Source organism: Streptomyces sp. PTY087I2 (assembly GCF_001687325.1).
Taxonomy (GTDB): Bacteria; Actinomycetota; Actinomycetes; order Streptomycetales; family Streptomycetaceae; genus Streptomyces.
Genome location: NZ_LZRD01000025.1, coordinates 70,749 through 95,415 on the forward strand (window position 1 = coordinate 70,749; position 24,667 = coordinate 95,415).

Consider the following 24,667-nt stretch of genomic DNA (forward strand, 5'->3'; position numbering starts at 1 on the left):
TGTCCACGCGGCGGGTCAGGACGGCAGCTGGATCGACTGCCGGTGGCGGAAGACGTTCCGGGGGTCGTACGCCTTCTTGATCCGCTGGAGCCTGGGGTAGTTGCCCTTGTAGTAGAGCTCGTGCCAGGGGACCGAGGACGTGTTGTGCCGGGGGTCGCTGAGGTCGACGTCCGGGTAGTTGACGTAGCAGCCGTCGGTGACCGCGTCGGGGACGGGGACGCCGCCGGTCTCGACGTACAGGTCCTCGTAGAACTCCCGGATCCAGCGTACGGACGCGGCCTCGTCCGCCGGGTCGGTCCACCAGATCATCCAGGCCATCTTGAAGGCGGAGTCGCGGTGGGCGTAGGCGGTCGCCGTGGCGGGAACGGCGTTGGACTGCCCGCCGTGCGAGCTCAGCATCAGGGAGGCGGTCGGGTTGCCGAGATCCTCGCGCGACAGATGCTTGTAGAGCTTCTTGATATGCCGGGCCGGGAATGAGGCACGCATGTAGGCGGACTTGAAGTCGCCTTTCAGCGTGGGGTTGTTGGTCGTCGCGTTCGCCGTTCCTATGTACTGGGTCGCCTGCATCCACGGCAGGCGGCGCGGCTCCGCGAATTCCGGCATGGGCTTGAACTCGCCGATCGGTGTCACGGCCGGGCCGCTTCTGACTCCGACGCCCTTGGTCACCGCGGCCATGAAGTCGGCGTGCAGTTTTTCGGCGCGGGGCACGGAGGCGTCGACCTGGGTGACGATATTGACGGCCCCGTTGGAGCGGTGGTTGAGCGAGAGAAGGCTACAGATCGCGGAATTGGGGTCGTCCGGCTCGCTGTGCGCCACGTGCCAGTCCGCGAAGTTCTTCACCAGCCGTACGAAGTCGGCCTCGGTCAGGTCCTTCCAGGCCCAGGCGGCGGCGCTGATCAGCACCTCGGCGGGCGGCTTCGGCAGCAGGCTCTCGGGGGTCCGGCCCGGCGCTCCGGGGCTGCGGAACCAGTAGCGGGTGACGATGCCGAAGTTGCCGCCGCCGCCCCCGGTGTGGGCCCACCACAGATCGCGGTTCGGGTCGTTCTGCTCCCGGGTGGCGACCACGGTCCGGACCTTGCCCGAGGCGTCGACGACCACGACCTCCACCGCGTACAGGTGGTCGATGACGAGACCGTGCTTGCGCAGGAGCATGCCCCAGCCGCCGCCGCTGACATGTCCGCCGACGCCGACGGAGTAGCAGGTGCCCGCCGGGATCGTGACGCCCCACGGCCGGTACAGCCGTTCGTACACGTCCAGCAGCCGGGCGCCGGCCTCGACGGAGAACGCGTGCATCCGGGGGTCGTAGCCCACCGTCGCCATCTCCGACATGTCGACGATGACCTCGACGTCGGCGTTGAAGACGAAGTCCTCCCAGCAGTGGCCGCCGCCCCGGACCGTGATCCGCTTGCCCTTGTCCACGGCCAGCTGCACGACCTGGGCCACCTGCTCGGTCGTCTCGACCACATAGACGGCGTCCGGCGAGCCGACCCACCGCTGGTTCCAGCCGCGCACCAGGTCCGGGTAGCGCTTGTCGGCCGGGGTGACCGCCACGGCCGAAGCGGGCCGGACGGCCGCCGGGGCGCCCGCGGTCGGCTCCGCGGCGGTCGCGGTGCCCGCGGTCGCCGTCCCTCCGATGACGGCGGCGCCCGCCACGCTCGCGCCGGCCGTCAGGAATCTGCGCCGTTCGAAACCGTCTGTATCACGCACTTTTCAAACCCTTCCCACGCGTCGGTGCGGATGATGCTAAGTGCCGTCCCGGGGCGGGGAACTCCAATTCTTGCGGTCTTTCGGCCGGCCCGGAGAAAAATGAACACGCTTGACAGGCCGAGGCCACCTGGCTCTAATTATCGCCACGTCGGCCGAAACATGACGCGAGCCCGCCGGCCCCTCGGCAGACGTCCGTGGGCACCGGCAATCCCCCCTCGCCGGAGGCGACTCCGCCATTGCGTATGCAATCGGGTGCCCCGTCCGACATCCTCCCCCCAGAACCTCACGTTCCGTTTATTCCGGCGGAACCACCGGGGACATCAGGGCGTCCCTGGAAACCAGTAATGTCTTTCGGCTTCGAGAAGGGTGAACACGATGAAGCGGTCAGCGGGTCTCGGTCGGCGGAAGTTCCTGACAGGCACCACGGCCGGTCTGGGCGGGGCGGCATTACTCTCGGGCGGCGGAAGCGCTTTCGCCGCCACCGCGAAGCCCGGTCCGCGCGCGGCGGCCCCGTCGATCGGGCCGGTCACGGTCACCCCGGCCGACCAGCAGTACCAGGATTCGGTCAGAGCACTGAACGCGCGATATGTGGCGCGCCCCGATTCGGTGCAGTTCGTGGACGCCCCCGAGCAGATACCGGCCATCGTGGAGCGGGCCGTGAAGGAGGGGAAGCGGCTCAGCGTACGCAGCGGCGGGCACTGCCTGGAGGACTTCGTCTACAACGCCGATGTCCGGACCGTGATCGACGTGTCGCACATGAACGGCGTGTACTACGACCCCGCTCGCCGGGCCATCGCCGTGGAGTCCGGCGCCACCCTGCTCGACCTGTACGAGACGCTCTACCAGGCCTGGGGGATAACCGTCCCCGGCGGCATCTGCTATTCCGTCGGCGTGGGCGGTCATGTCAGCGGCGGCGGCTGGGGGATGCTGGCCCGCCGGGACGGTCTGGTCGTCGACCATCTGTACGCGGTGGAGGTCGTGGTGGTCGACGCCTCGGGCAGAGCGAGAACCGTGCTGGCCACCCGGGAGAAGGACGACCCCCACCGGGAGCTCTGGTGGGCGCACACCGGGGGCGGCGGCGGCAACTTCGGTGTCATCACCCGCTACTTCTTCCGTGCGCCGGACGCCACCGGCGCCGACCCGCGCACGCTGCTGCCGAAGCCGCCGGCCGAAGTCCTGCTCAGCGCGGTCTCGTGGCCCTGGGCCAAGCTCACCAGGAGCGGGTTCGCGCGGCTGGCCCAGAACTACGCCTCCTGGCATGTCGCCCACGGTGCGGCGGACAGCCCGCAGCGCTTCCTGACCAGCTTCCTGATCCTCAATCACCAGGCCAACGGCCAGATCGGCCTGGTCACCCAGGTCGACGCGGGGGCGCCCGGCGCGCAGAGGATGCTGGACGACTACCTCGCGTACATGGGCCGGGGCATCAGCATCGGGCGGGGCGCCCTCACCCGGCAGATGGGCGACATCGGCCCGATGCCGCAGTTCGCCGCCGCGCGCCGGCTGCCGTGGCTCCAGGCCACCCGCTTCGTGGGGACGACGAATCCGCTGCTCAACGACCCGACGCTGCGCGCCGAGTACAAGTCGTCGTACATGCGGGCGGAGTTCCCGCAGGCCCACCTCGACGCCATGTACAAGCACCTCACCCGGACGGACATCGCCGGCCCGAACCTGAACATCCAGCTGACGCCGTTCGGCGGCGCGGTCCGCAGGGTGAGCCAGGACGCGACCGCGGCCGGGCACCGGGGCGCCGCGTTCAAGATGCTCTGGTCGGCGCAGTGGAACGACACGGCGGACGACGCCAAGTACGTGGCGTGGACCCGGGAGAGCTACCAGGAGGTGTACGCGAGGACGGGCGGGGTTCCGGTGCCCGACAGCGTCACCGACGGCTGCTACGTGAACTACCCGGACGCCGACCTGAGTGACCCGAAGTACAACACGTCCGGTGTGCCCTGGCACACGCTGTACTACAAGGACGCCTACCCGCGGTTGCAGCGGGTGAAGAAGGCGTACGACCCCAGGAACGTCTTCCGGCACCGGCAGTCCGTGGAGCTGCCGAACTAGCCGCTCCGGGGCTGCGTTCCCGCTGTCGTGCCCGGGCGCGACAGCGGGAACACGGCCACTCCGCGCACAGGTCAGCGGTGACCCTGGGCCGGCTCTCCGCCGTGAAGGTGTGCCAGGACCTCTTCCGGCAGCTCCTCCAGCTCGGCCGTCTCGAAGGGGCGGCGCTCCAGATATTCGGGATTGCATCCCTGATAGCCGAGAAGCCGCGCGACGGGGGAAAGCACACCGTTGATGACCCGCTGGACCGGCCAGGGGCGGTCGGTGAACCGGAGCACATCGGAGAACTCGCTCATGGTGACGGCGCTCTGGAGGATATTGGGCCGCCCCTCTTTGTTCGTCTTGCCGTCCTGGGCCAGACCGAAGAGCTGCCGGCATATCAACTGTTCGAAACGGTCCGCCCGGTTGTTCAACTCCACCACGACGAAAGTCTCTTCGGTCTCGCTGTGGGCGAACCAGCGGTGCACGGTGCCGGGAGGCACGAGAACGCTCTGCCCGAGCTTGTCGAGAATGACGTCCCGGCCCGCGACATGCACCCGCAGTTCTCCCCGTACGAGAATGAAGCGTTCGGAGCTGTAGGGGTGCGTGTGATATCCGGCTGCAAATCCTCCCGGCTCGACATACATGTCCATCACGGCGCGTTCGCCGCTCGTCCGGGAAGCCGGTGTTCTGATGACCAGCTTCTCCCGGCACAGCGGGTTGTAGTAGGCCTCGCCCGAGTGGACAGTCATGGCGTTCCTCCAGTGAATTCGGTGACCGAGCACTGACTTGGAGCCGGTTGTCACGCACTCCCCACGACGAGGATTTCGCAGCCGCTCTCCTCTGGCACCGCCATTCTTTGCTCTTTCACATACGGGTTCCGCCACTGGCGTCGATGTGCTGGCCTGTGATCCAGCGCCCGGCGTCGGAGGCGAGGAACGCGACCGCGTCGCCGATGTCCTCGGGCTCGCCGACCCGGCCGAAGACGGACTTGGCCGCGGTCTCCTCCCAGGCGTCCTTGTCGTGGCGCAGCCAGTCGGCGTTGGAGTCGGTGTCGACGTATCCGGGGGCGACCACGTTGACCGTGATGCCCCGGGAGCCCAGCTCCTTGGCCAGGATGCGGCTGAAGCTGTCGAGCGCTCCCTTGGTGGCGCCGTAGGCGATGACCTCGGGCAGGCCGAGGCGGGTGACGGCGGAGGAGATGTTGATGACCCGGCCGCCGTCGCGGAGCCGGTCGAGCGCGTGCTGCACGATGAAGAACGGGGCCCGGATGTTCACGGCGACCATCCGGTCGAAGTCGGCCACGGTCGCGTCCGGGAACTGGTCGCGCAGCGCCACCGCGGCGTTGTTGACCAGGATGTCCACCCCGGTGTCCCCGTCGTCGGAGAAGGCGCGCCGCTGTATGTCGAACTCCGCCCAGAACCGCTCGGCGTCGCCCTCGTGGCCGAGCTCCGTGCCGAACGCGAAGGCCTGGCCGCCGGCCTTCTCGATGGCCTCGACCACCTCCTGCGCGGCCGTGGCGTTGGTCGCGTAGTGGACCGCGACCAGCGCGCCCCGGGCGGCCAGCCGCTCGGCGATTCCACGGCCGATGCTGCGGCTGCTCCCGGTGACGACAGCAGTCTTGCCCTTCAATGTCTCCATGAGAGGTCTCCGCTCGAGTCGATGAGAAGCCCAGGGCCGTGGTGCCCGGGACGGTTGGGCCGACGCGGGACGTGCGGGGACGGCGGAGCGTGGCGGGCCTCCCGGTCCCTGCCCGGGGGCCCGCCACGCAGCGCCTCTCGGCGCTCCCGCGCCGCCGGGATCAGACGCTCTTCAGGAACCCGCCGTCGACGGCGAAGTCCGCGCCGGTCGTGCTCGCCGAGCGCGGCGAGGCGAGCAGGAGGATCGCGTCGGCGACCTCCTCCGGCGTGACGAGCCGCTTGGTGACGAGGTTCATCATCTCGGGCGCCACGTTCTCCATGACGTTGTCCCGGTCCGTGCCCGCCATGCCGGCGATGACGTCGGCGGCGCCGCCCTCGTCGGTCCACCAGGCGGTGAGCACCGGGCCGGGCGAGACGGTGTTCACGCGGATGCCCTGCGGGCCGAACTCCTCGGAGAGCACCTGCGTGAGGTTGGTCAGGCCCGCCTTCGCCGCCCCGTACTCCGGGTTGGCGGGCGCGGGCTGGCGGGCGAGGCCCGTCGAGACGTTGATGATCGAGCCCTCGCCCTGCTGGAGCATCTGCGGGATCGCGGCGCGGATCGCGCGGACGACGGCGAAGAGGTTGAACTCGAAGATCGCGCGCCATTCGGCGTCGTCGGCGTCGAAGAAGCCCGTGCGGGGCAGCGTGATGCCGGGCGGCGGGCCGCCGGCGTTGTTCACAAGGATGTCGAGCCGGCCGAATTCGGCGATGGCGCGCTCCACCACCTGGGCGGGGGCCTCGGGGTCCATGAGGTCGACCGACGCATGCACCAGGTTCGGGCCGGCAAGCTTCTCGAGCTCGGGGCTGATCTTGCGGGAGGCGGCCACGACGCGGGCGCCCTCCTCGATCAGCGAGCGGGTGACGGCCAGGCCGATGCCCTTCGACGCTCCGGTGACGACAGCGACACGGCCGGAAAGCTTCAGGTCCATGAATGTCCTTCTGGTGATGGGCTCTCACCCGGGACCCGGGCGGAGCGGTTCCTTGCACTCTCATTGGGTTTCAACACCGCGCGCCCCGAAGGGGTTGCATGACCGCGCTCACCTCGGAAGTCCGGCCCCACTGCGGGTCGGGGACGACGGCTCCGCCGGGGGGCAGGGGCCGACGAGGTCGAGCGACAGCCGCCACTGCGGCATCGACGGGGCGTCGAGCCGCGGATGGGCCGCGAGGATGTCGGTGTTGAGCTGCTGGATACGGGGCGAGGGCGCTGCGCCGTGCTCGTCGCGCAGGGCGTGCCGCAGCCGGTGGAAGACGGCCAGTGCGTCCACCCGGCGGCCGGACCGGTACAGGGCGAGCATCAGCTGGGCGGCGAGGTTCTCGTCCGCGGTGTGTTCGAGCGAGAGGGAGCTCAGTTCGCCGATCAGCGTGTGATGGCGGCCCAGGTCGAGGTCGGCGGATATCCGTCTGCTGAGCGCGTCGAGCCGGTTGCGCTCGACGACCGCGATGGCCGCGTGGAGCAGCGGCCCGATGGGCACGTCGACCAGGATCTGGCCGCGCCATCGCTGCTGTGCGGCGCGCAGCTCGCGGGCGCCGCGGCTCAGCGCGCCGCGGTCCAGGCTGTTCCGGGCGGAGCGGACCTCGTCCTCGTACACGTCCAGGTCGAGTTCGCCCGGCTCGACCCGCAGGACGTAGCCCTGGTCGCGGGTGGTCAGCTGGCCCGGTCCCGCCGGGCCGGGCGAGGCGCTGTTGGGCCGTCCGCCGAGGGTGCGGCGCAATTGCATGACGTAGGTGTGCACAGCCGCGACGGCGCTGGAGGGCGGGCTGTACTCCCAGAGCTCCTCGACAAATTGCGACATGGACACGACGTGATTGGCGTTCATCAGCAGGAGCGCCAGCATCTGACGCTGCTTGGGCGCACTGGGAGTGCGGTCGATTCCGTCGTCGACAACAGAAAGCGGGCCGAGCACACAGAAATCCATTGATCCTCGTATTCGTCGCTGCCGCCGGGAGATCATCCCGCACATGGTCGTAGCGAAAACCTCCGCGGTCGGTTCACAGAGGCCGTTCCGATCTTTTTCCGAGAATATTTCCGTGTTTCAACAAACCCCGGACGCAGCTGAATCAGCCCGCTCCGGACCGGATTCAGCAGAATTCACCGGTGCGCTTCACGTTGTCCATGTCCCGTCACCAGATCCAGCAGCGCCGCGGGGTCGGCGGGTGGCCGCTCGCCGCGCCAGGCCACATGCCCGTCGGGCCGGACGAGGACCAGACCCGGCCCGTACAGTTCGCGCGCCGCCGCGTCGGCGAGGTCCAGCCGTTCGAGCGGCACCCCGCGGTCCCGCGCGGCACGGTCCAGGGCGTCGCAGTCCGCCGCGCGGCCGCCCACCCGGAGGAGGGTGAAGCCGGTGCCGAACCGGTCGAACAGCGAGCTGCCGGGGCCGTGTTCGTCGTCGAGCCAGAGGTGCGGCGCCCGCCCGCCGGGGACGGCGGAGGGGGTGTACGAGACGAACGCGTCCGGCGGCGGGGTGCCGCCGCCCGCGTCGATGACCGGTGAGCCGTCGTAGCGCGCGCCGAGCTGGACACCGAGGGTGTCCAGCGTGCGCTGTCCGTACTCGGCGAGCGCGAGGCCGGTCTTCTCGCGGGCGGCCCGGCCCTCGGCCGAGTCGTCCTCCAGCGCGGCGGGCCGCTCGATCGCGCCGAGGCCGACGGCCAGTTCGCGGGCGGCGGCGGTGTTGCGCAGCGCGACCGGCCGGCGCTCCGCCTCGTAGGAATCGAGCAGCTGCGCGCCGGCCCAGCCCTGCACGGCGGCGGCCAGCTTCCACGCGAGGTTGGCGGCGTCGTCGACGCCGGTGTTCATGCCGAAGCCGCCGTTGGGCGTGAACAGATGGGCGGCGTCACCGGCGAGCAGGACCCGGCCGTCGGAGAACCGCTCGGCGACCAGGGCCGCCCCGGCCGTCCACGGCCGGTGGCCCAGCACCTCCACCGGCAGATCGGCGCCGGCCGCCCGTCGCACGAGCCGCACCAGCTCCGGGGCGTCCACCGTGTCCGGGTCCACGGAGCTGGTCAGCAGGAAGAACTCGTCGACGCCGTTGAGGGCGATCAGATTGAGCGCGAGTTCGCCGTTGAAGACCCAGTTGCTCCAGGCCGCGCGGTCGCCGAGGAACTGCCCGTACAGCGTGGGAACGCGCAGGTGCGCGGCGGTCGCCCGGCGGCCCAGGACATCCTGGTCGAGCGCTCCCTGCCCGCTGTACGAGATGCCCAGGCGGCGCCGGACGAAGCTGCGGCCGCCGTCCGCGCCCACCGCGTACCGGGCGTGCCAGGTACGCGGGCCCGAGGGGCCTTCGGCGCTCACCACGACCCGGTCCGCCCGCTGTTCGAGGCCGGTGACCGTGGTGCCGTAGCCGAGCGTGATACGGGGGCGGGTGCGGGCGTGGTCGAGCAGCAGGCGCTCGACGTACATCTGGTTGGCCCGGTGCATCGGCTCCGGCACCTGGTCGGTGCGGTCCGCCGCCGCCGTCCGTGCCCGGACCTGCCCGGAGCCGGGCCACGGCAGCAGGCACAGGCCGTGGCCGCCGTACCGGGTGGAGAAGGAGATCCCGGCGTCGTGCCCGGCGGGCAGGCCCAGGGAACGGATGCGGTCGGCGAGGCCGAGGGTGCGGTAGTGCTCCATGGTGCGGGCGTTGTGCGTGCTGCCCCGTGGTGTGTCCGGCACCGATTCCCCGGAGTTGAGCACCACCGACCCGACGCCGTACCGGTCGAGGAAGAGAGCCAGCAGGAGTCCGACAGGACCGCCTCCCACCATGACGATCGGGGTCGTCGACAAGCGCTCCATCCGGCAATCCTCCAGCCGTAGTCCCGGTGCGTACGGCGAATGCGCCGTACGCATGCGTCCTTGCACGGTGGTTTTGCTCAGTGGTCTTTGCACAGCTGCCGACGGACAGACTCGCAGCGGTGCCTGAAGGATGGAGCGAGATCGCTCGGCACCTGTGCTGCCGAATACGTGACGACCTGCGAAATCGCGGCCGTGGACCGAATCTTTAGAAGGATCTCACAGACTTCCCAGGGCCGGGGTGGCAATCATCCACCGGGCACCCCGGAACACCGCCCTCCTTAATGCGGCTCTCCCTGCGGAGCGAGAGGTAGTTCTATGTTCCTCTTCGGTACACACCGGTCCCTGGCCCAGCGCCTCCGGCTTTTCGCCGACCGCGGGCTGGGCGCCGGGAACTTCTTCTGGCATGCCTGGAAGGTCGCGTCCGACCGCGACCGGCCGCTGCTCTTCCACCCCGACGTGGCCTCCCCCACCTGGCCGGAGGAGAAACTGGAGGGCCTGTCCCTCGACGACATCCGTGTCGCCGCGATCCGGTACGCGAACTGGTACCGCGGGCAGGGCGTGACGGCCGGCAGCCACGTCGGCGTCATCACCGGGCACGGACTGTTCGGGCTGATCCACCACATCGCCCTCACCGGCCTGGGCGCGGCGGCCGTGCACTGCAACCCGCGGATGGAACCGGCCACCGCGGCCGACTACTTCCTGCGCACCAAGTCCCAACTCATCGTCGGCGACACCGTGTTGCTGGACGCGTGCGCCGAGGCGTGGGAGGCCGCCGGGACGAAGGACACCCCGCGGCTCCAGGACATCCAGGTGCTGGACGCGACCGCCGCCTTCCCCGAGCGGCCGCTCGCCGGGTTCCCGCACCGGCACTCCGCCGACGACCTCGTGATGATCTCCCACTCGTCCGGCACCACCGGGCGCCCCAAGGCACCGGTGTTCCACCACGGTTCGTTCTTCATCGGCAAGCGCGAGCGGCTGTTCACCTTCCCGTCGCTGCGCACCGACCGGCTGCTGACCGCCCTGCCGCACAGCCACTCGGCCGGCATCAGCTATCTGAGCATGGCGCTCCTGCTGGGCATCCCCACCCTGATCCTGGACAACGCGGACGGCGAGAAGGTGGTCCGGGCCATCAACGCCTTCCACCCCAGCACGGTCCTCGGCTTCCCGCTGACGCTCGCCGAGATCGACTCCGCCGGGATCCGCCCGGAGGCGGCCCAGAACATCCGTCTCTGGAACGGTATGGGCGACGCCTCGCACGAGCGCCACGTCCGCCCGCTGGTCGCGCTCGGCAGCCGGGGCAGCGGGGCGAAGAGGACCGCGGGCTCCGTCTATCTGGACGGGCTCGGCTCCTCCGAGATGGGCATGGTGCTCTTCAAGCAGGCCTACACGGCGCAGACTTCGCAGTACGGGCGGCTGATCGGCAAGCCGGCCCGGGTGGTGCGCAGCGCGGCCGTGCTGGACGAGTCGGGCCGCGAGGCGCCCACCGGCCAGGCCGGACGCCTGGGCGTCCGCACCCCCAGCGTCACACCCGGCTACTGGGACGACCCCCGGCTGAACGAGGAGTCGCTGGTCGACGGCTACTTCCTCACGGGTGACATCGTGCGCCGGGACACCGAGGGCCGCTGGTACCACCTGGACCGCACGCCCGACGTCATCAGGTCCGCCGACGGCGACGTCTACAGCCTGCCGCTGGAGGAGGTCGTCCTGCTGACCACCGGGGCGCTGGACGCCGCGGTGGTCGCCGTCGACGGACCGGGCGACTCGACCGCGTCGGTGCCCGTCGCGGTCGTCTACTACCCGGACGACGTCGAGCGGGTGCCCGCGGATGTGCTGCGGGTCTGCAACGAGGCCCTCGACCGGGCGGGCCTGGCCCGGCTGCACGCCCTGGTCCTGGCCGCCGGACGCGACGAGCTGCCGGTCGGTGTGACGGGCAAGGTCCTCAAGCGCCGGCTGCGCGAGAAGCACCGCCGGCTGCTCCACGAGCCGGCCGCCGGCGCCGTCGCCGTGGCCACCCCCGACGGATCCGCGCACACCGGCTGAACCCGCCGGGCCCCTCACCATCCCGTCTCACAGGAAGGCCCTCCCATGGTCGACCGGAGCGCAGCCCGCCGGGTCGTCGACATCGTCACCGGCGCCTGGCAGTCGCAAGCCCTGTACGCGGCCGTGGCCCTGGGCCTCGCCGACCACATCGCCGCCGGACACGTCACCGACGAGAAGCTGGCGGCCGCGGCCGGAGCGGACGAGGACGCGATCACGCGGCTGATGCGGCTGCTGACGGCCATGGAGGTGTTCGCCGGCGACGGCCGCGACGGCTACCGTCCGACGGCCGTCAGCGAGTGCCTGCGCGAGGGCGCCGACCAGTCCATGAGCGACATGGTCCGCATCTACGGCGAGGAGTTCCACCGGGCCTGGGGGGCGGTGGTGCCCGCCGTCCGCAGCGGCACCTCCGGCTTCGCCCACGCCTTCGGGACCTCGCTGCACGCGTATCTGCGCGAGGACCCGAGCGCGGGCCTGAAGTTCCAGCGGGCGATGAACGCGGGCAACGTGTTCTTCCCCGACGTCCTGGACGCCTACGACTTCAGCCGGGTGAACACCGTCGTGGACGTGGCCGGCGGCAGCGGATCCCTGCTGGCGACGGTGGTGCGGGCGCACCCCGGCGTACGCGGTGTGCTCTTCGACCAGCCGCACATGCTGCCGATCGCCGCCCGGTACCTCGACGCGGCCGTCGGCCCCGGCCGCTGCGAGACGCGAGGGGGCGACATCTTCCGCGAGGTGCCCGGCGGCGCCGACGTCTATCTGCTCTCGCGGGTCCTCCAGGACTGGGACGACGAGCACTGCGTACGGCTCCTGTCCACCGTCCGCCGGGCCATGCCCGACGCCTCGCGGCTGCTGGTCCTCGAACGGGTCGTCCCCGAGGACGGTTCGCAGCTGCTGCCGCTGCTGTGGGACCTCCATCTGCTGATGGCGGCCGGCGGCCGGGAGCGGACCGGGCCCGGTTACGCGGACGTCCTCGGCGCGGCCGGGTTCCGGGTGGAATCCGTACGCCCCCTGGCACTGGAGACCAGCCTGCTCGTCGCCGCCCCGGCCTAGGAACACCGGCCCGACGGTGTGGCCCCTTCGAGACGTAACGGAGAATCCGGATGAGCAGCGGGTACCTCACAGTCTGCATAGTCGGGGCCGGGCCGCGCGGCCTGGCCGTGCTGGAGAGGATCTGCGCCAACGAACGGCAGGCCGCATCGCGCACGGCGGTGACCGTTCATGTCGTGGACCGCGCCAGACCGGGGCCGGGCCGGGTCTGGCGGACCGACCAGTCACCGCATCTGCTGATGAACACGGTGGCCTCGCAGGTCACCGCGCACACCGATGCCAGCGTGGCGATGGAGGGGCCGGTCCGGGCCGGGCCGAGTCTGTACGAGTGGGCCGTCTCCCTGGCGGAGGGCGGCAGTTCACGGGTGGCCGCGTCCGGCCGGGAGAGCGGGTTCCTCGCCGAGGCGGCCGCCCTGGGCCCGGACTCGTACCCCAGCAGGGCGCTGTACGGCCGCTATCTGGAGGAGGCCTTCGACCGTACAGTGGCGACGGCCCCGGCCCATGTCCGCGTCGTGACCCACCGCTCCCTCGCCGTCGCGCTCGACGGCGAGGCGTCCGAGGCGCAGACGCTCACGCTCACGGACGGCACCCGCCTGACCGGTCTGGACGCCGTGGTGCTCGCCCAGGGCCATGTCCCGGCCCTGAACTCGCCGGGCGAGGAGCGTCTGGCCCGCGAGTCGCGGGCGCGCGGCCTGGTCCACATCCTGCCGGCCAACCCCGCGGACGTGGACCTGTCCGCCGTCCGGCCCGGCGAGGCCGTGCTGCTGCGGGGGCTCGGGCTGAACTTCTTCGACCACATGGCGCTCCTCACCCTGGGGCGGGGCGGCCGCTTCGAACGCTCCGGCGGCCGCCTGGTCTACCGGCCCTCGGGCCGTGAGCCGCGCCTGTACGCGGGGTCCCGGCGCGGTGTCCCGTACCACGCGCGCGGCGAGAACGAGAAGGGCGCGCACGGCCGTCATCTGCCGGTGCTCCTCACCGAGGAGACGATCGCCCGGCTGCACCGGCGTTCGGTGGACGGGGAGCGCCTGCATTTCGGCACGGACCTGTGGCCGTTGATCGCGAAGGAGGTGGAGAGCGTGTATTACGCCGCTCTGCTGCGCGCGCGAAACGAGCGGTCGGAGGTCCGGTCCGGGGTGAAGGAGTTCACCGACCGCTATCTGGCGGCGCCTCCGGGCGGGGCCGAACAGGATCTGCTCGACGCGTACGCCGTCGCTCCCGCCGAGCGCTGGGACTGGGAGCGGATCTCCCGGCCTTACGGCGACCGGGTGTTCGCCGACCGGGACGACTTCCGCGACTGGCTGCTCGGGCATCTGGCCCGGGATGTGGCCGAGGCCCGGTCGGGCAATGTCAGCGGTCCGCTGAAGGCCGCGCTGGACGTGCTGCGCGATCTGCGCAACGAGATCCGGATCGCGGTGGACCACGGCCGCGTCGAGGGCAACTCCTACCGGGACGACCTCCAGGGCTGGTACACGCCGCTCAACGCGTTCCTGTCGATCGGCCCGCCGCTCTCGCGCATCGAGGAGATGATCGCGCTGCTGGAGTCGGGTGTGCTGGACGTGCTGGGGCCCGGGATGAACGTCGTCATCGAGAACGGGAGCCGGGAGTCCGGCGGCGGGGCGTCCTTCGTGGCGACCTCCGACCGGGTGGGCGGGCCACCGGTGCGGGCCGCCGTGCTGATCGAGGCCCGGCTGCCCGAGCCGGACATACGCCGCACCGCCGATCCGCTGCTGGCCTATCTGCTGGCCACCGGTCAGGCGCGCCCCTATCTCATCGACGGTGCCTGCGGCACGAGTTACGAGACGGGCGGCCTGGCCGTCACCGAGCGGCCCTACCGGGTCGTGGACGCCGAGGGGCGCGCCCATCCGCGCCGGTTCGCGTACGGCGTGCCCACCGAGGCGGTCCACTGGGTGACGGCGGCGGGTATCCGTCCTGGCGTCAACTCGGCGATCCTGGGGGACGCGGATGCCCTCGCCCGGACGGTGCTCCGCCTGGAGCCGGCTCCCGCCCAGGCGGACGAACCGGCGGACGAACCGGCTTCCCGGGGCAGCGACTTCACGCAGGCGCTGGCATGACGGCGGCCGAGCCGGGACCGGACGCCGGGCTGCTCTCCCCGGTGTGCGCCGGCACCCCCGTCGAGGCGGCCGTCGACGACCGGGCGTGGCTCCAGGCCATGCTCGACGCCGAAGCGGCCCTGGCCCGCGCGCAGTCGACGCTGGGCACCGTGCCGCCCGCCGCGGCTGCCGCCATCACGAAGGCGGCGCGCGCCGAGCTCTTCGACGTACGGGCGCTGGCGCTGGCCGCACGCGAGACGGCCAATCCCGTGGTGCCGCTGGTGCGGGAGCTGACCCGGCTGGTGGCGCGGAGCGATCCGGCCGCCGCCGAGTACGTGCACCGAGGGTCGACGAGCCAGGATGTCTTCGACACCGGTGCGATGCTGGTCTCCGCCCGGGTGGCGCGACTGCTTCTGGCCGATCTGCGGCGTACCGCCGACGCGCTGTACGCCCTGGCCGCCGCGCACCGGGACACGCCGATGGCCGGCCGGACGCTGGCCCTGCACGCGGTGCCGACCACCTTCGGGCTCAAGGCCGCGGGCTGGCGGGATCTGGTGCTGGACGCGGCCGACCGGGTGGCCGGAGTGCTGGAGAGCGGGCTGCCCGTGTCGCTCGGCGGGGCGGCGGGCACCCTGGCCGGTTATCTGGAGTACGCGGAGATCGCGGCGGGCGGGGCGTCCGGCGGGGTCGATCACGGCGCGTATCTCGACGCCCTGAACGGCGCGTTCGCGGCGGAGACCGGACTCGCGCGGCAGACGGTTCCGTGGCACTCCCTGCGGACGCCGGTCGCGGACCTGGCCGCCGCGCTCGCCTTCACCACGGGCGCGCTCGGGAAGATCGCCGTCGATGTGCAGTCGATGGTCCGCACCGAGGTCGGCGAGGTGGCCGAACCGGCCGTCGCGGGCCGCGGCCGCTCGTCGGCCATGCCGCACAAACGTAATCCGGTTCTCGCCACTCTCATCCGCAGCGCGGCTCTCCAACTCCCGGCGCTCGCGGCCGGGCTGACCCAGTGCATGCTCGCCGAGGACGAGCGCTCGGCGGGGGTCTGGCACGCGGAGTGGCCGCTGCTGCGCGCCTGTCTGCGGCTGGCCGGGGGCGCGGCCCACACCGCCGTCGAGCTCGCCGAAGGACTTGTGGTCCGGCCGGAGCGCATGCGCGGGAACCTGGAGATGACCGGCAGCCAGATGACGTCCGAACGCGTCGCCGCCGCCCTGGCGTCGGGGCTGGGGCGCGGCCGGGCCCAGGAGCTGCTGTCCGAGGCTTCCGCGACCGCCCGGCGCACCGGCCGCCCCCTGGCGGAGGTGCTCGCCGCGCTCCCCGATGTGGCCGCCCGCCTGGACGCCCGGGAGCTGGCGGCCCTGCTGGATCCGCTCGGCTACACCGGGGCGGCCGGTCCGTTGACCGACCGGGCGCTGGAGCGTCCCGCCGGTCCGGCCTGATCGACGGGGCGCCCGTACGCGGCCCTGGGGCCGAGGCCGCCCGGAGCGCAGAGGCCGTGCGGCGCCCCGCCGGGACCGCCGTCCGGCAAGCCCTTTCCCTTCCGACGCACCGAACCGCAAGGTCCAAGGAGAAGCCGCCGTGCGCATCGCCGTGACCGGTTCCATCGCCACCGACCATCTGATGGTCTTCCCCGGACGGTTCGCCGACCAGCTGATCGCTGAGCAGCTGGACCGGGTCTCGCTGTCCTTCCTCGCCGACTCGCTGGAGATCCACCCGGGCGGGTCCGCCGCCAACATCGCCGTCGGGCTCGGCCGGCTGGGGCTCGGCCCGGTGCTGGCCGGCGCGGTCGGCGCGGACTTCGCCGACTACCGGGCCTGGCTGCACGACAACGGCGTGGACACCGAGCTGGTGCGGATCAGCGATTCGCTGCACACCGCGCGCTTCGTGTGCACCACGGACGCCGACCAGAACCAGATCGCCGCCTTCTACTCCGGCGCGATGGCGGAGGCCCGGGAGATCACCCTCGCGTCGACCGCGCGCCGGGTCGGGGGCATCGACCTGGTGGTCATCGCGCCCAACGACCCCGAGGCGATGCGCCGCCACACCGACGAGTGCCGCCGGCTGGGGCTCGGCTTCGCCGCCGCCCCCTCCCAGCAGCTCGCCCGCCTGGACGGGAAGGACACCCGCCGGCTGGTGGACGGGGCCCGCTTCCTCTTCACCAACGAGTACGAGGCCGCCCTGCTGCTGAAACGGAGCGGCTGGTCCTACGGCGACGTCCTCGCCCGGGTCGGCACCTGGATCACCACCCGCGGCGCCAACGGCGCCACCATCGCCCGTACCGGCCGGCCGGCCCTGCGGATCCCCGCCGTCCCGACCTCGGAACCGGCCGACCCGACCGGCGTCGGCGACGCCTTCCGCGCCGGGTTCCTGGCGGGCGTCGGGTGGGGCTGGCCGGACGAGCGCGCGGCCCAGCTCGGCTGCGCGATGGCCACCACGGTGCTCGAATCGGTGGGGCCTCAGGAGTACACGCTTTCCGTGGCCGGTCTCCGCCACGGAATCAGGAAGACCTACGGTCCGACAGCCGCGACGGAGATCGAACAGCGGCTCGCCGGTGTACACGCGTGAGTTGGCAACACTCCGGCACCCGCCGGATCGAAACGGCTCGATTCGTTTCCATGGAATTGACGCGACCGAATCCGGGTCCCTAACGTCGGCCCTCCGTGGGTACCGGAGTCTCCCGAAGATACGGAGTAGGCAATGGAAATGGGCGTTTTAGGTTCGTTGGTGCTGGTCAGCGGCCAGGTCGACCTGACTCCGAGCGCACCGAAACCACGCCAGCTGCTCGCCTTCCTGATGCTCAACGCCAACCGCATGGTGCGGGCCAGCGATTGCATCAAGGAGTTATGGGACTCCCACCCCCCGAAAAGCTCGATGTCCACGCTCCAGACATACGTGCTCCACATAAGACAGGCTCTCCGCTGTACGGCGGCCGAAGTTCCCAGCCAGACCCTGGTCACCCAGAACCACGGCTACCAGCTGAACGTCGCACCCCGCTCCTTCGACCGGTTCCGCTTCGAGCACCGGGACCGGCTCGGCCAGGAAGCCGCGGCGGCGGGCCGCTTCCAGCAGGCGTCCGCGCAGTTCTCCGAAGCCCTCGCCCTGTGGCGCGGACCGGCCCTGGAGGACGTCAGGACGGGCCCGCTCAGCAGGACCCATCTGGTCGAGCTGGAGGAGACCCGCAAGTGCGTGCTCGAACGCCGCATCGAGGCGGATCTGCGGGTCGGCCGGCACCGTGAACTCCTGGACGAACTCGCCGCCCTCGCCGTACAGCACCCCACGCACGAGAACATCCACGCCCAGTACATGCTCGCCCTCCACCGGTCGGGCTACCGGCCCCGGGCGGTCACCGTCCACCACGCGCTGAGCAGCGCGCTGCGCGACACCCTCGGCATCGAGCCCACCCCGCGCATGCAGGGCCTCTATGAGGCCATCAAGTCCGACGCCCCCGTGCTGGACGTTCCGGCGCTCACCCCCCGGACCGTGTGACCGCTCCACGGCCGCTCCGGGCCGGCGGCTTCGCCACCCCGGCAACCCTTCTCATCGGGACGGTGTTTCCTCAGTGATGGACGACGAGGCGAAGCAGCTGACCGAATTACTCGCCACGGATCTGGACGACGGCTTCACCGAGCTGGTCCGGATCCATGCGCAGGTGGTTCACCTCTTCCTGTTACGGGTGACCGGGTCCGCCGCCGAGGCGGACGACCTGGGACAGGACACGTTCCTGCGTGCCTACACGGCGCTGCGGGGCTACTCCGGCGACCGCCGGAGGGCCCTGCTGCCGCGGGCGTGGCTGCTGACCATCGCGGCGAACGTCTGGCGCAACCACGTACGCACCAGCGTGCGGCGCCCGGTGTCGGCGATGCGGGTGGAGGACGCGGAAGACCTGTGGAGCGACGGGAGGCCGGGGCCCGAGGAGCGGGCCTCGACGGCGGAGGACCGCGGCCGGCTGGTCGCGGCGCTGTCGCAACTGCCGGAGATCTACCGCGTACCGGTGGTGCTCCGGCATGTGATGGGCCTGAGCTACGGGGAGATGGCACAGGTGCAGGGGTGCCCGGTGGGTACGGCGAAGGCACAGGTGTCCCGGGGTCTGGGGCATCTGCGCCGGCTGCTCGAACCGCAGGAAGCGGTGCGGAAGGATGTGGCGATGTGAACCACGACAACGAGGGGGTCTTCCCCTCGTCCGGCGACCTGGGGTCCCGGCTGGCCGCCCTGGGCCCGCGTGGAGCGACCACTCCGGAGGACTTCGCGCTGCGGGTCCTGCGGCGTGCGGGCATCTCGCAGAGCCGCTACGACACGTACGTGCGCCTGGAGACGGCCGCGGGAGGGCTGTTCGTGGCCTTCGGTCCGGAGGCCGTCACGGGGGCCGTGCTGGAGTCGCGGTACGGCCGGGAGCGGGAGCGTCTGACGCCGGAGCGGTTCGAGGAGTCGCACCGCCGTCGCGTCGGCCGCTCCGCGATCCCCACCGACAAGGCGCCGGCCGGTCTCCGGCCGGCCCTGCGCACCGGCCGTGCCCGGCAGGTGCCGATCGATCTGTCGGGGCTGCCCGCGGGCGAGCGCGCCGTGCTGGAGGCGGTGCGCTCCATTCCGCCCGGCCAGCTGCGCCCGGTCACCTGGATCGCCCGGGAGGCCTCGCTGCCGCTGGAGTCGGGCGCGAAGTCGGTGGTCGGCTTCCTCGCCAGGAACCCGGTCACCGTGCTCATCCCGTGTCACCGGGCGACCGACGACAACGGCGCCCCGTGCGACGCGGCGTACGTCCACGAGGTGGGCGACGCGCTGCGCGACGCGGAGGGCATCGACATGGTCACGGTGCGGCAGTGGGCGCAGGGCGGTGACACGCTGCTCGGCAGCGACACCACCCATATCTACTGCCATCCCACCTGTGCGCACGCGCGGCGGATCACCCCGGCGCACCGCGTCCCGTTCCGTACGGCCAGGGATGCCCACGGCGCGGGCTACCGGGCGTGCAAGAGCTGCCGCCCGGTGGCTGTCTGACCCCGGCAGGAACGGCCGGGCCACCCCTCGACGACCCACGGAGTACCCACCATGCCCAGGAGCGCTTCCGCTGCCGGACGGACCGGCCCGAGCGCCGTGTCGCTCACCGTCCTCCCGACCCCTCTCGGCGAGCTGCGACTGGCCGCCACCGCGGACGCGCTGGTCTACTGCGGTTTCCAGCCCGTGGACGAGGTCCGTGCCCGGTTCGCGCGCGCGGGGCTGCGGGAGGCCGGGCAGGCCGACCGGGACGGCGAGGGTGCGCGGCGGACCGTCCTCGACGAGGCCTCCGCCCAGCTGGACGCGTATCTCACCGGACGGCTGCGCTCGTTCGGCCTCCCGCTGGACCTGTGCCTGGCCACGCCGTTCAGCCGGGAGACGGTGTCGAGCCTGGAGGCGTTCGTGCCGTACGGGAGCACGGCGACGTACGGCGCGCTGGCCCGGGCGCTGGACCGGCCGCGCGCCGCCCGGGCCGTGGGCACCGCGCTCGGCGCGAATCCGCTGTGCGTGGTGCTGCCCTGCCACCGCATCGTGGGATCGACGGGAACGCTCACCGGTTACGCGGGCGGGGTCGACGCCAAGAAGTACCTCCTGGCGCTGGAGGCGGGCGACGAGCCCGGCGCCGGCGGACGCTGAGCAGCAGATCAGCGCAAGCCCCGGCGTACCGGCCCCCCGTCACGACGAGTCGCGGACCACCAGCTCCGTGGGCAGGACCACCGAGGGGCGCTCGTCGCCCGGGGTGCGGCCCGCGATCTCGTCCAGGAGAAGCTGGGCCATGCGGCGGCCCATCTCCTCTATGGGCTGGCGGACGCTGGTGAGGGCCGGGTGCATATGGCGGGCGACGACCGAGTCGTCGAAGCCGACCAGGGCCACGTCCTCGGGGATGCGGCGGTCCGCCTCGCGCAGGACCTGGCGGGCGCCCGCGGCCATCACGTCGGACGCGACGAAGACCGCGTCCAGGTCGGGGCGGCGGGCCAGGAGGTCGCGCATGGCCGCCGCGCCGCCCTCCTCGGTGAAGTCGGCGGGGGCGATGAGGCGTTCGTCGGGGGCCAGGCCGGCGGCGGAGACCGCCGCGCGGTAGCCGTCCAGGCGGCGCTGGGCCCCGTACACCTCCAGCCGGCCGGTGATCGTGGCCACCTGGCGGCGGCCCCGGGAGACCAGGTGCTCGACGGCGGCCCGCGCGCCCTCGAAGTTGTCGGAGTCGACCGAGGGCAGCGTCTCGGCCGCGTGCCGGGCGCCGCTGATCACGCACGGCATGCCCAGCTGCTCCAGGAGCTCCGGCAGCGGGTCGTCCGCGTGGACGGCGACCAGGAGGACCCCGTCGACGCGGTGGGCGGTGAGGTACTGGGCGAGGCGGCGGCGCTCGCGGTCGTTGCCGACGAGGGTGAGAAGCAGTTGCATCTCGGTGTCGGCCAGGGCGGCCCCGACGCCGCGCACTATGGCGGAGAAGTACGGCTCGGCGAAGAAGCGGGTCTCCGGCTCGGGCACCACGAGCGCGATGGCGTCGGTGCGGTTGCCCGCCAGGGCGCGGGCGGCGCGGTTGGGGACGTATCCCAGCTCGGCCACGGCCGCCTCGACCGCCTGCCGGGTCGCGTCGCTGACCCGGGGCGAGCCGTTGATGACCCGCGAGGCGGTGCCCCGGCCGACGCCGGCCCGTGCCGCCACCTCTTCGAGCGTGGGCCGCCCGCCGCTCCGTACTCGCGCTGCCGCCATGGCCGCCTCCCCGTTCCCGGTCAATTTCTCACAGCCGTAACGTCAATCCAAGTCCTGGATCGATCACCTCGACGAGCGTACGGACAGGGTAATGGGAGCGCTCCCAGAAGCGGTCGCGAAACGGCGGTGGTGGAACGGCGGTGGGCCCGGTCGCGGGGACGACCGGGCCCACCGTTCCCGGGAAGCTCAGGCCTGCGGGGGCAGCGCGTGGCGGGCGATCACGTCGCCGTACCAGTGGGCGCTGGACTTGGGCGTACGGCGCTGGGTCGCGTAGTCGACGTACACCGCGCCGAAGCGCTTCGCATAGCCGTAGCCCCACTCGAAGTTATCCATCAGGGACCAGAGGAAGTAGCCCCGTACGTCCGCCCCGTCGGCCACCGCCCGGCGGACCGCCTCCAGGTGGCCGTGGAGATAGGCGATCCGCTCGGGGTCGTGGACCCGGCCGTCCGCGTCCGGGGCGTCGTCGAAGGCGGCCCCGTTCTCGGTGACCATCAGCGGCAGGTCCGGGTGCTCGCGTGCGACGTCCATGAGGAGGTCGTACAGGCCCTCCGGCTTGACCGACCAGTTCATCGCGGTGACCGGGCGGCCCTCGGCCAGGTGGAAGGCGACGTGCTCGGAGCCGGGCCACGGGGAGTGGTCGCTGCTGCCGTGGCCGTCGTTGCGGGTGTCGCCGGCGCCGTCGGCGGGCGTGGAGACGATGGTGGGCGTGTAGTAGTTGACGCCGAGCACGTCGATCGGGGCCGCGATGGCGGTGAGGTCGCCCTCGTGGATCAACTCGGGCCAGTCCACGATGCGTTCGGTGTCGGCGAGGAGGTCTTCCGGGTACGCGCCCTTGAGCATCGGACCGGTGAAGACCCGGTTGCCGACCGCGTCGATCCGGCGGGCCGCGTCCGCGTCCGCCGCGCTGTCGGTCAGCGGGCGCACCTGGTGGAGGTTGAGGGTGACCGAGGTCTGCGCGGCAGCGGGGAGGTTCGCGCGCAGCGCCTCGGTCGCCCGGCCGTGGGCGAGGTTGAGGTGGTGGGCGGCCCGCAGCGCGGCGGCCGGTTCGGTGCGGCCGGGGGCGTGGACCCCGGAGCCGTACCCGAGGAAGGCCGAGCACCAGGGCTCGTTCAGCGTCGTCCACATCGGGACCCGGTCGCCGAGCGCGCGGGCCATGATGGCCGCGTAGTCCGCGAACCGTTCGGCGGTCGCGCGCTCGGGCCAGCCGCCCGCGTCCTCCAGCTCCTGCGGCAGGTCCCAGTGGTAGAGGGTGGCCACGGGCTTGATGCCGGCGAGGAGCAGCTCGTCGACGAGCGAGCGGTAGAAGTCCAGGCCGCGTTCGACGGCGGGGCCCCGGCCGGTGGGCTGGACGCGGGACCACGAGACGGAGAAGCGGTACGCCTGGAGGCCGAGGCGCTTCATCAGGGCGACGTCGTCGCGGTAGCGGTGGAAGTGGTCGGCGGCCACGTCCCCGGTGTCACCGTTCAGGACCTTGCCGGGGGTGTGGCTGAAGGTGTCCCAGATGGAGGGGGTGCGGCCCCGCTCGGAGACCGCGCCCTCCACCTGGTACGCGGCGGTGGCCGCGCCCCACAGGAAGCCGGTCGGGAAAGGGGCCTGGGCGGCGGGTGCCTGCTGCGGGACCGTGTCGGGTCGGACGGCTGTCATGCGGGAGCGCTCCCTAAGAGGAAGTGAGGGGTGGGGAGGGGTGGGGCTTCAGCCCTTGACCGCGCCGGACATGATGCCGCCGACGATCTTCTTGCCGAAGAGGACGAACACCACCAGCAGCGGCAGCGTGCTGATCAGCGCGCCCGCCATCACGATGGACTGGTCGGGGGTGTACGAGGCGCTGAGCTGGCCGAGGGCCACCTGAAGGGTCGGGTTCTGCTGGTTGAGGGCCAGATAGGGCCAGAAGAAGTCGTTCCACGCCTGGACGAAGGTGAGCATCCCGAGCACCATCATCGCTGGGCGGGCCACCGGCAGCACCACGCTGCGCACGATGCGGAAGTTGTTCGCGCCGTCGATCTTGGCCGCCTCGATCAGCTCGTACGGCAGGGCCTCGATCAGGTACTGGCGCATGAAGAACACGCCGAACGCGCTCACCAGCGTCGGGAAGATCACCGATTCGAGCTGGCCGCCCCAGCCGAGGCCGGACATCATCATGAACAGCGGGACGACGCTGAGCTGCGGCGGGATGGTGAGGGTGGCGATGACCGCGGTCATCAGCCAGCCGCGGCCCCGGAAGCGCATCTTGGCGAACGCGTAGCCGGCGAGCGTGCAGAAGAAGAGCGTGGCCAGGGTGATCGAGGACGAGACGATGACGCTGTTGACGATCGCCTTGCCGAGGTTCGCCTGCTCCCAGGCCGTTTGGAGGTTCTCCGCCAGCTTGCCGCCGGGCAGGAACGGCGGGGTGGAGGCGAGGACTTCGTCCTGGGTGCGGGAGGCCGCGACGAGGGTCCAGTAGAGCGGCAGCAGCGAGCCGAAGCCGACGACGGCGAGCGCGACGTACGCGAACGGGCCGCCTTTCAGCTGCTGTCCGGCGCCCATCCGGAAGCGGCTCGGGCGGGCGGGCCCGCCGCCCCTCGGGGTCGGCGCGGGCTGCACGGGGGTGGTCGGCGTGGGGCTGGTCAGGGTCATGAAGGCGCTCCCGGTCGGACCGCGGACGTGCGGGCGAATCGGCCGACGATCCAGTTGGCCGCGGCGATGAGCAGCAGAAGGGCGAGCATCGCCCAGGCGACGGCGGCGGCCGGGCCGAGATGTCCGAGGTTCCAGCCGTAGTTGTAGAGGTAGATGCTGAGCGTCTCGTACTGGTTCTCGTTGCCGCCGGTGGCGCCCAGCGCTCCGCCCTCCAGCAGCAGCGGTTCACCGAAGAGCTGCATGGAGCCGATGGTGGAGATGACGATGGTGAACAGGATCGTGGGCCGTAGCGAGGGGATGGTGACCTTGCGGAACTGCTGCCAGCGCGACGCCCCGTCCAACGAGGCTGCTTCGTAGAGGTCGTTGGGGACGGCCTGCATGGCCGCCAGGTAGATCAGCGCGTTGTAGCCGGTCCACCGCCAGATGACGATGACCGAGATCGCGAGCTTCGAAGTCCAGTGCCCGTTGGCCCAGTTGACCGGGTCGAAGCCGACGAGGCCAAGCGTCCAGTTGAGCAGTCCGCCGTCGGCCCGGAAGACCAGGGCGAAGACGAGGGCCGCCGAGGCCACGGAGGTGGCGTACGGGGTGAGGATGATCGTGCGCCAGAACGTGCTGGCCCGCAGGCGGTAGTTGAGGAGATGGGCGAGGCCCAGGGCCATCAGGAGCTGCGGGACGGTCGAGATGACGCCGATCAGGAAGGTGTTGCTGACCGAGGTCCAGAACTCGGGGTCGTTGAGGATCTTGTCGAAGTTCTCCCAGCCCACCCACTCCATCGAGTCCAGGCCGGTCATCGAGACCCGGTGCAGGGCGATCCAGCCGGTGTAGAGCAGCGGGTAGAGGCCGAAGGCCCCGAAGATCAGGAAGAACGGGGCGATATAGGCGTACGGGGACGCCTTGTCGTCGAAGCGCCACAGCCGGCTGCGCCACAACTGCCGCCGCTCGCTGGGTGGTTCGTTCTTCGACGGGCGGGGCGCCTGCGGGTACGCATCCCGGGTGGGGGTCGAGGTTGCCACGGGCGGGGA

At 71.6% G+C, this 24,667-nt stretch carries 20 protein-coding genes; 10 read left to right on the top strand and 10 right to left on the bottom strand.

What is annotated here, in order from left to right; genetic code table 11:
• Nucleotides 1-15 precede the first annotated feature (15 nt).
• Nucleotides 16-1,707, bottom strand: coding sequence for an FAD-binding oxidoreductase (locus tag A3Q37_RS26615; protein WP_369691473.1), 1,692 nt, complete (start codon nucleotides 1,705-1,707; stop codon nucleotides 16-18).
• A 375-nt stretch (nucleotides 1,708-2,082) separates the two neighbouring features.
• Here A3Q37_RS26615 and A3Q37_RS26620 point away from each other — a divergent pair, with 375 nt between their 5' ends.
• A complete protein-coding gene (locus A3Q37_RS26620; protein ID WP_107471596.1) occupies nucleotides 2,083-3,768 on the top strand; it encodes an FAD-binding oxidoreductase in 1,686 nt (561 codons plus the stop codon).
• Nucleotides 3,769-3,839: 71 nt separating this feature from the next.
• On the opposite strand, the gene A3Q37_RS26625 is transcribed toward A3Q37_RS26620, so the two are convergent.
• The 5 genes from A3Q37_RS26625 to A3Q37_RS26645 form a co-directional block, all read right to left on the bottom strand.
• The gene (locus A3Q37_RS26625) at nucleotides 3,840-4,496 is read right to left on the bottom strand and encodes a cupin domain-containing protein (RefSeq protein WP_065488157.1); all 657 of its coding nucleotides are present in this window, start codon (nucleotides 4,494-4,496) and stop codon (nucleotides 3,840-3,842) included.
• A gap of 115 nt (nucleotides 4,497-4,611) precedes the next feature.
• Entirely contained in the window at nucleotides 4,612-5,385 is a 774-nt protein-coding gene (locus A3Q37_RS26630) for an SDR family oxidoreductase (protein ID WP_065488158.1), read from the bottom strand.
• Between the two features lie 160 nt (nucleotides 5,386-5,545).
• A complete protein-coding gene (locus A3Q37_RS26635; protein WP_065488159.1) occupies nucleotides 5,546-6,352 on the bottom strand; it encodes an SDR family NAD(P)-dependent oxidoreductase in 807 nt (268 codons plus the stop codon).
• A gap of 108 nt (nucleotides 6,353-6,460) precedes the next feature.
• Nucleotides 6,461-7,339: an AfsR/SARP family transcriptional regulator gene (locus A3Q37_RS26640; RefSeq protein ID WP_255311956.1), complete on the bottom strand. Its 879-nt coding sequence runs from the start codon at nucleotides 7,337-7,339 to the stop codon at nucleotides 6,461-6,463.
• A 173-nt stretch (nucleotides 7,340-7,512) separates the two neighbouring features.
• Nucleotides 7,513-9,192: an FAD-dependent monooxygenase gene (locus A3Q37_RS26645; RefSeq protein ID WP_065488161.1), complete on the bottom strand. Its 1,680-nt coding sequence runs from the start codon at nucleotides 9,190-9,192 to the stop codon at nucleotides 7,513-7,515.
• Nucleotides 9,193-9,507: 315 nt separating this feature from the next.
• On the opposite strand from A3Q37_RS26645, the gene A3Q37_RS26650 reads away from it, so the two are divergent.
• The 9 genes from A3Q37_RS26650 to A3Q37_RS26690 all read left to right on the top strand — a co-directional run bounded on the left by A3Q37_RS26650 (nucleotide 9,508) and on the right by A3Q37_RS26690 (nucleotide 19,955).
• The gene (locus A3Q37_RS26650) at nucleotides 9,508-11,232 is read left to right on the top strand and encodes a class I adenylate-forming enzyme family protein (RefSeq protein ID WP_065488162.1); all 1,725 of its coding nucleotides are present in this window, start codon (nucleotides 9,508-9,510) and stop codon (nucleotides 11,230-11,232) included.
• A 45-nt stretch (nucleotides 11,233-11,277) separates the two neighbouring features.
• Entirely contained in the window at nucleotides 11,278-12,282 is a 1,005-nt protein-coding gene (locus A3Q37_RS26655) for a methyltransferase (RefSeq protein ID WP_065488163.1), read from the top strand.
• Between the two features lie 50 nt (nucleotides 12,283-12,332).
• Nucleotides 12,333-14,351: an FAD/NAD(P)-binding domain-containing protein gene (locus tag A3Q37_RS26660; RefSeq protein WP_065488164.1), complete on the top strand. Its 2,019-nt coding sequence runs from the start codon at nucleotides 12,333-12,335 to the stop codon at nucleotides 14,349-14,351.
• Complete coding sequence (locus A3Q37_RS26665) at nucleotides 14,348-15,769, top strand: adenylosuccinate lyase family protein (protein ID WP_065488165.1); 1,422 nt, start codon at nucleotides 14,348-14,350, stop codon at nucleotides 15,767-15,769. Before A3Q37_RS26660 ends, A3Q37_RS26665 begins: the two co-directional genes overlap by 4 nt.
• Nucleotides 15,770-15,908: 139 nt before the next feature.
• The gene (locus A3Q37_RS26670; RefSeq protein WP_065488166.1) at nucleotides 15,909-16,895 is read left to right on the top strand and encodes a carbohydrate kinase family protein; all 987 of its coding nucleotides are present in this window, start codon (nucleotides 15,909-15,911) and stop codon (nucleotides 16,893-16,895) included.
• A gap of 132 nt (nucleotides 16,896-17,027) precedes the next feature.
• A complete protein-coding gene (locus A3Q37_RS26675; protein ID WP_065488167.1) occupies nucleotides 17,028-17,816 on the top strand; it encodes an AfsR/SARP family transcriptional regulator in 789 nt (262 codons plus the stop codon).
• Nucleotides 17,817-17,892: 76 nt separating this feature from the next.
• The gene (locus A3Q37_RS26680) at nucleotides 17,893-18,480 is read left to right on the top strand and encodes an RNA polymerase sigma factor (RefSeq protein WP_065488168.1); all 588 of its coding nucleotides are present in this window, start codon (nucleotides 17,893-17,895) and stop codon (nucleotides 18,478-18,480) included.
• On the top strand, nucleotides 18,477-19,322 hold the full coding sequence (locus A3Q37_RS26685; RefSeq protein WP_079138005.1) for an MGMT family protein: 846 nt from the start codon (nucleotides 18,477-18,479) through the stop codon (nucleotides 19,320-19,322). Before A3Q37_RS26680 ends, A3Q37_RS26685 begins: the two co-directional genes overlap by 4 nt.
• 51 nt (nucleotides 19,323-19,373) lie before the next feature.
• Nucleotides 19,374-19,955: a methylated-DNA--[protein]-cysteine S-methyltransferase gene (locus tag A3Q37_RS26690; protein WP_255311957.1), complete on the top strand. Its 582-nt coding sequence runs from the start codon at nucleotides 19,374-19,376 to the stop codon at nucleotides 19,953-19,955.
• A gap of 39 nt (nucleotides 19,956-19,994) precedes the next feature.
• Here A3Q37_RS26690 and A3Q37_RS26695 read toward each other — a convergent pair whose 3' ends face one another.
• From A3Q37_RS26695 to A3Q37_RS26710, 4 genes are all read right to left on the bottom strand, one after another.
• Nucleotides 19,995-21,032 (bottom strand): LacI family DNA-binding transcriptional regulator, encoded by a 1,038-nt coding sequence (locus tag A3Q37_RS26695; protein WP_065488170.1) that lies wholly within the window; start codon nucleotides 21,030-21,032, stop codon nucleotides 19,995-19,997.
• 186 nt (nucleotides 21,033-21,218) lie between these two features.
• Entirely contained in the window at nucleotides 21,219-22,676 is a 1,458-nt protein-coding gene (locus tag A3Q37_RS26700) for a GH1 family beta-glucosidase (protein WP_065488171.1), read from the bottom strand.
• A gap of 48 nt (nucleotides 22,677-22,724) precedes the next feature.
• Nucleotides 22,725-23,645 carry a carbohydrate ABC transporter permease gene (locus tag A3Q37_RS26705; RefSeq protein ID WP_065488172.1) on the bottom strand — a complete coding sequence of 307 codons (921 nt, stop codon included), beginning with the start codon at nucleotides 23,643-23,645 and terminating at the stop codon, nucleotides 22,725-22,727.
• The gene (locus A3Q37_RS26710) at nucleotides 23,642-24,658 is read right to left on the bottom strand and encodes a carbohydrate ABC transporter permease (protein ID WP_065488173.1); all 1,017 of its coding nucleotides are present in this window, start codon (nucleotides 24,656-24,658) and stop codon (nucleotides 23,642-23,644) included. The genes A3Q37_RS26705 and A3Q37_RS26710 overlap by 4 nt, the downstream gene beginning before the upstream one ends.
• Nucleotides 24,659-24,667 lie beyond the last annotated feature (9 nt).

Coding starts and splice junctions, on each gene's coding strand:
- A3Q37_RS26630 (WP_065488158.1), bottom strand. CDS start 5,385: ATGGAGACATTGAAGGGCAAGACTGCTGTCGTCACCGGGAGCAGCCGC.
- A3Q37_RS26645 (WP_065488161.1), bottom strand. CDS start 9,192: ATGGAGCGCTTGTCGACGACCCCGATCGTCATGGTGGGAGGCGGTCCT.
- A3Q37_RS26660 (WP_065488164.1), top strand. CDS start 12,333: ATGAGCAGCGGGTACCTCACAGTCTGCATAGTCGGGGCCGGGCCGCGC.
- A3Q37_RS26690 (WP_255311957.1), top strand. CDS start 19,374: ATGCCCAGGAGCGCTTCCGCTGCCGGACGGACCGGCCCGAGCGCCGTG.
- A3Q37_RS26700 (WP_065488171.1), bottom strand. CDS start 22,676: ATGACAGCCGTCCGACCCGACACGGTCCCGCAGCAGGCACCCGCCGCC.
- A3Q37_RS26675 (WP_065488167.1), top strand. CDS start 17,028: ATGGAAATGGGCGTTTTAGGTTCGTTGGTGCTGGTCAGCGGCCAGGTC.
- A3Q37_RS26650 (WP_065488162.1), top strand. CDS start 9,508: ATGTTCCTCTTCGGTACACACCGGTCCCTGGCCCAGCGCCTCCGGCTT.
- A3Q37_RS26665 (WP_065488165.1), top strand. CDS start 14,348: ATGACGGCGGCCGAGCCGGGACCGGACGCCGGGCTGCTCTCCCCGGTG.
- A3Q37_RS26635 (WP_065488159.1), bottom strand. CDS start 6,352: ATGGACCTGAAGCTTTCCGGCCGTGTCGCTGTCGTCACCGGAGCGTCG.
- A3Q37_RS26640 (WP_255311956.1), bottom strand. CDS start 7,339: ATGGATTTCTGTGTGCTCGGCCCGCTTTCTGTTGTCGACGACGGAATC.
- A3Q37_RS26625 (WP_065488157.1), bottom strand. CDS start 4,496: ATGACTGTCCACTCGGGCGAGGCCTACTACAACCCGCTGTGCCGGGAG.
- A3Q37_RS26680 (WP_065488168.1), top strand. CDS start 17,893: ATGGACGACGAGGCGAAGCAGCTGACCGAATTACTCGCCACGGATCTG.
- A3Q37_RS26655 (WP_065488163.1), top strand. CDS start 11,278: ATGGTCGACCGGAGCGCAGCCCGCCGGGTCGTCGACATCGTCACCGGC.
- A3Q37_RS26705 (WP_065488172.1), bottom strand. CDS start 23,645: ATGACCCTGACCAGCCCCACGCCGACCACCCCCGTGCAGCCCGCGCCG.
- A3Q37_RS26620 (WP_107471596.1), top strand. CDS start 2,083: ATGAAGCGGTCAGCGGGTCTCGGTCGGCGGAAGTTCCTGACAGGCACC.
- A3Q37_RS26695 (WP_065488170.1), bottom strand. CDS start 21,032: ATGGCGGCAGCGCGAGTACGGAGCGGCGGGCGGCCCACGCTCGAAGAG.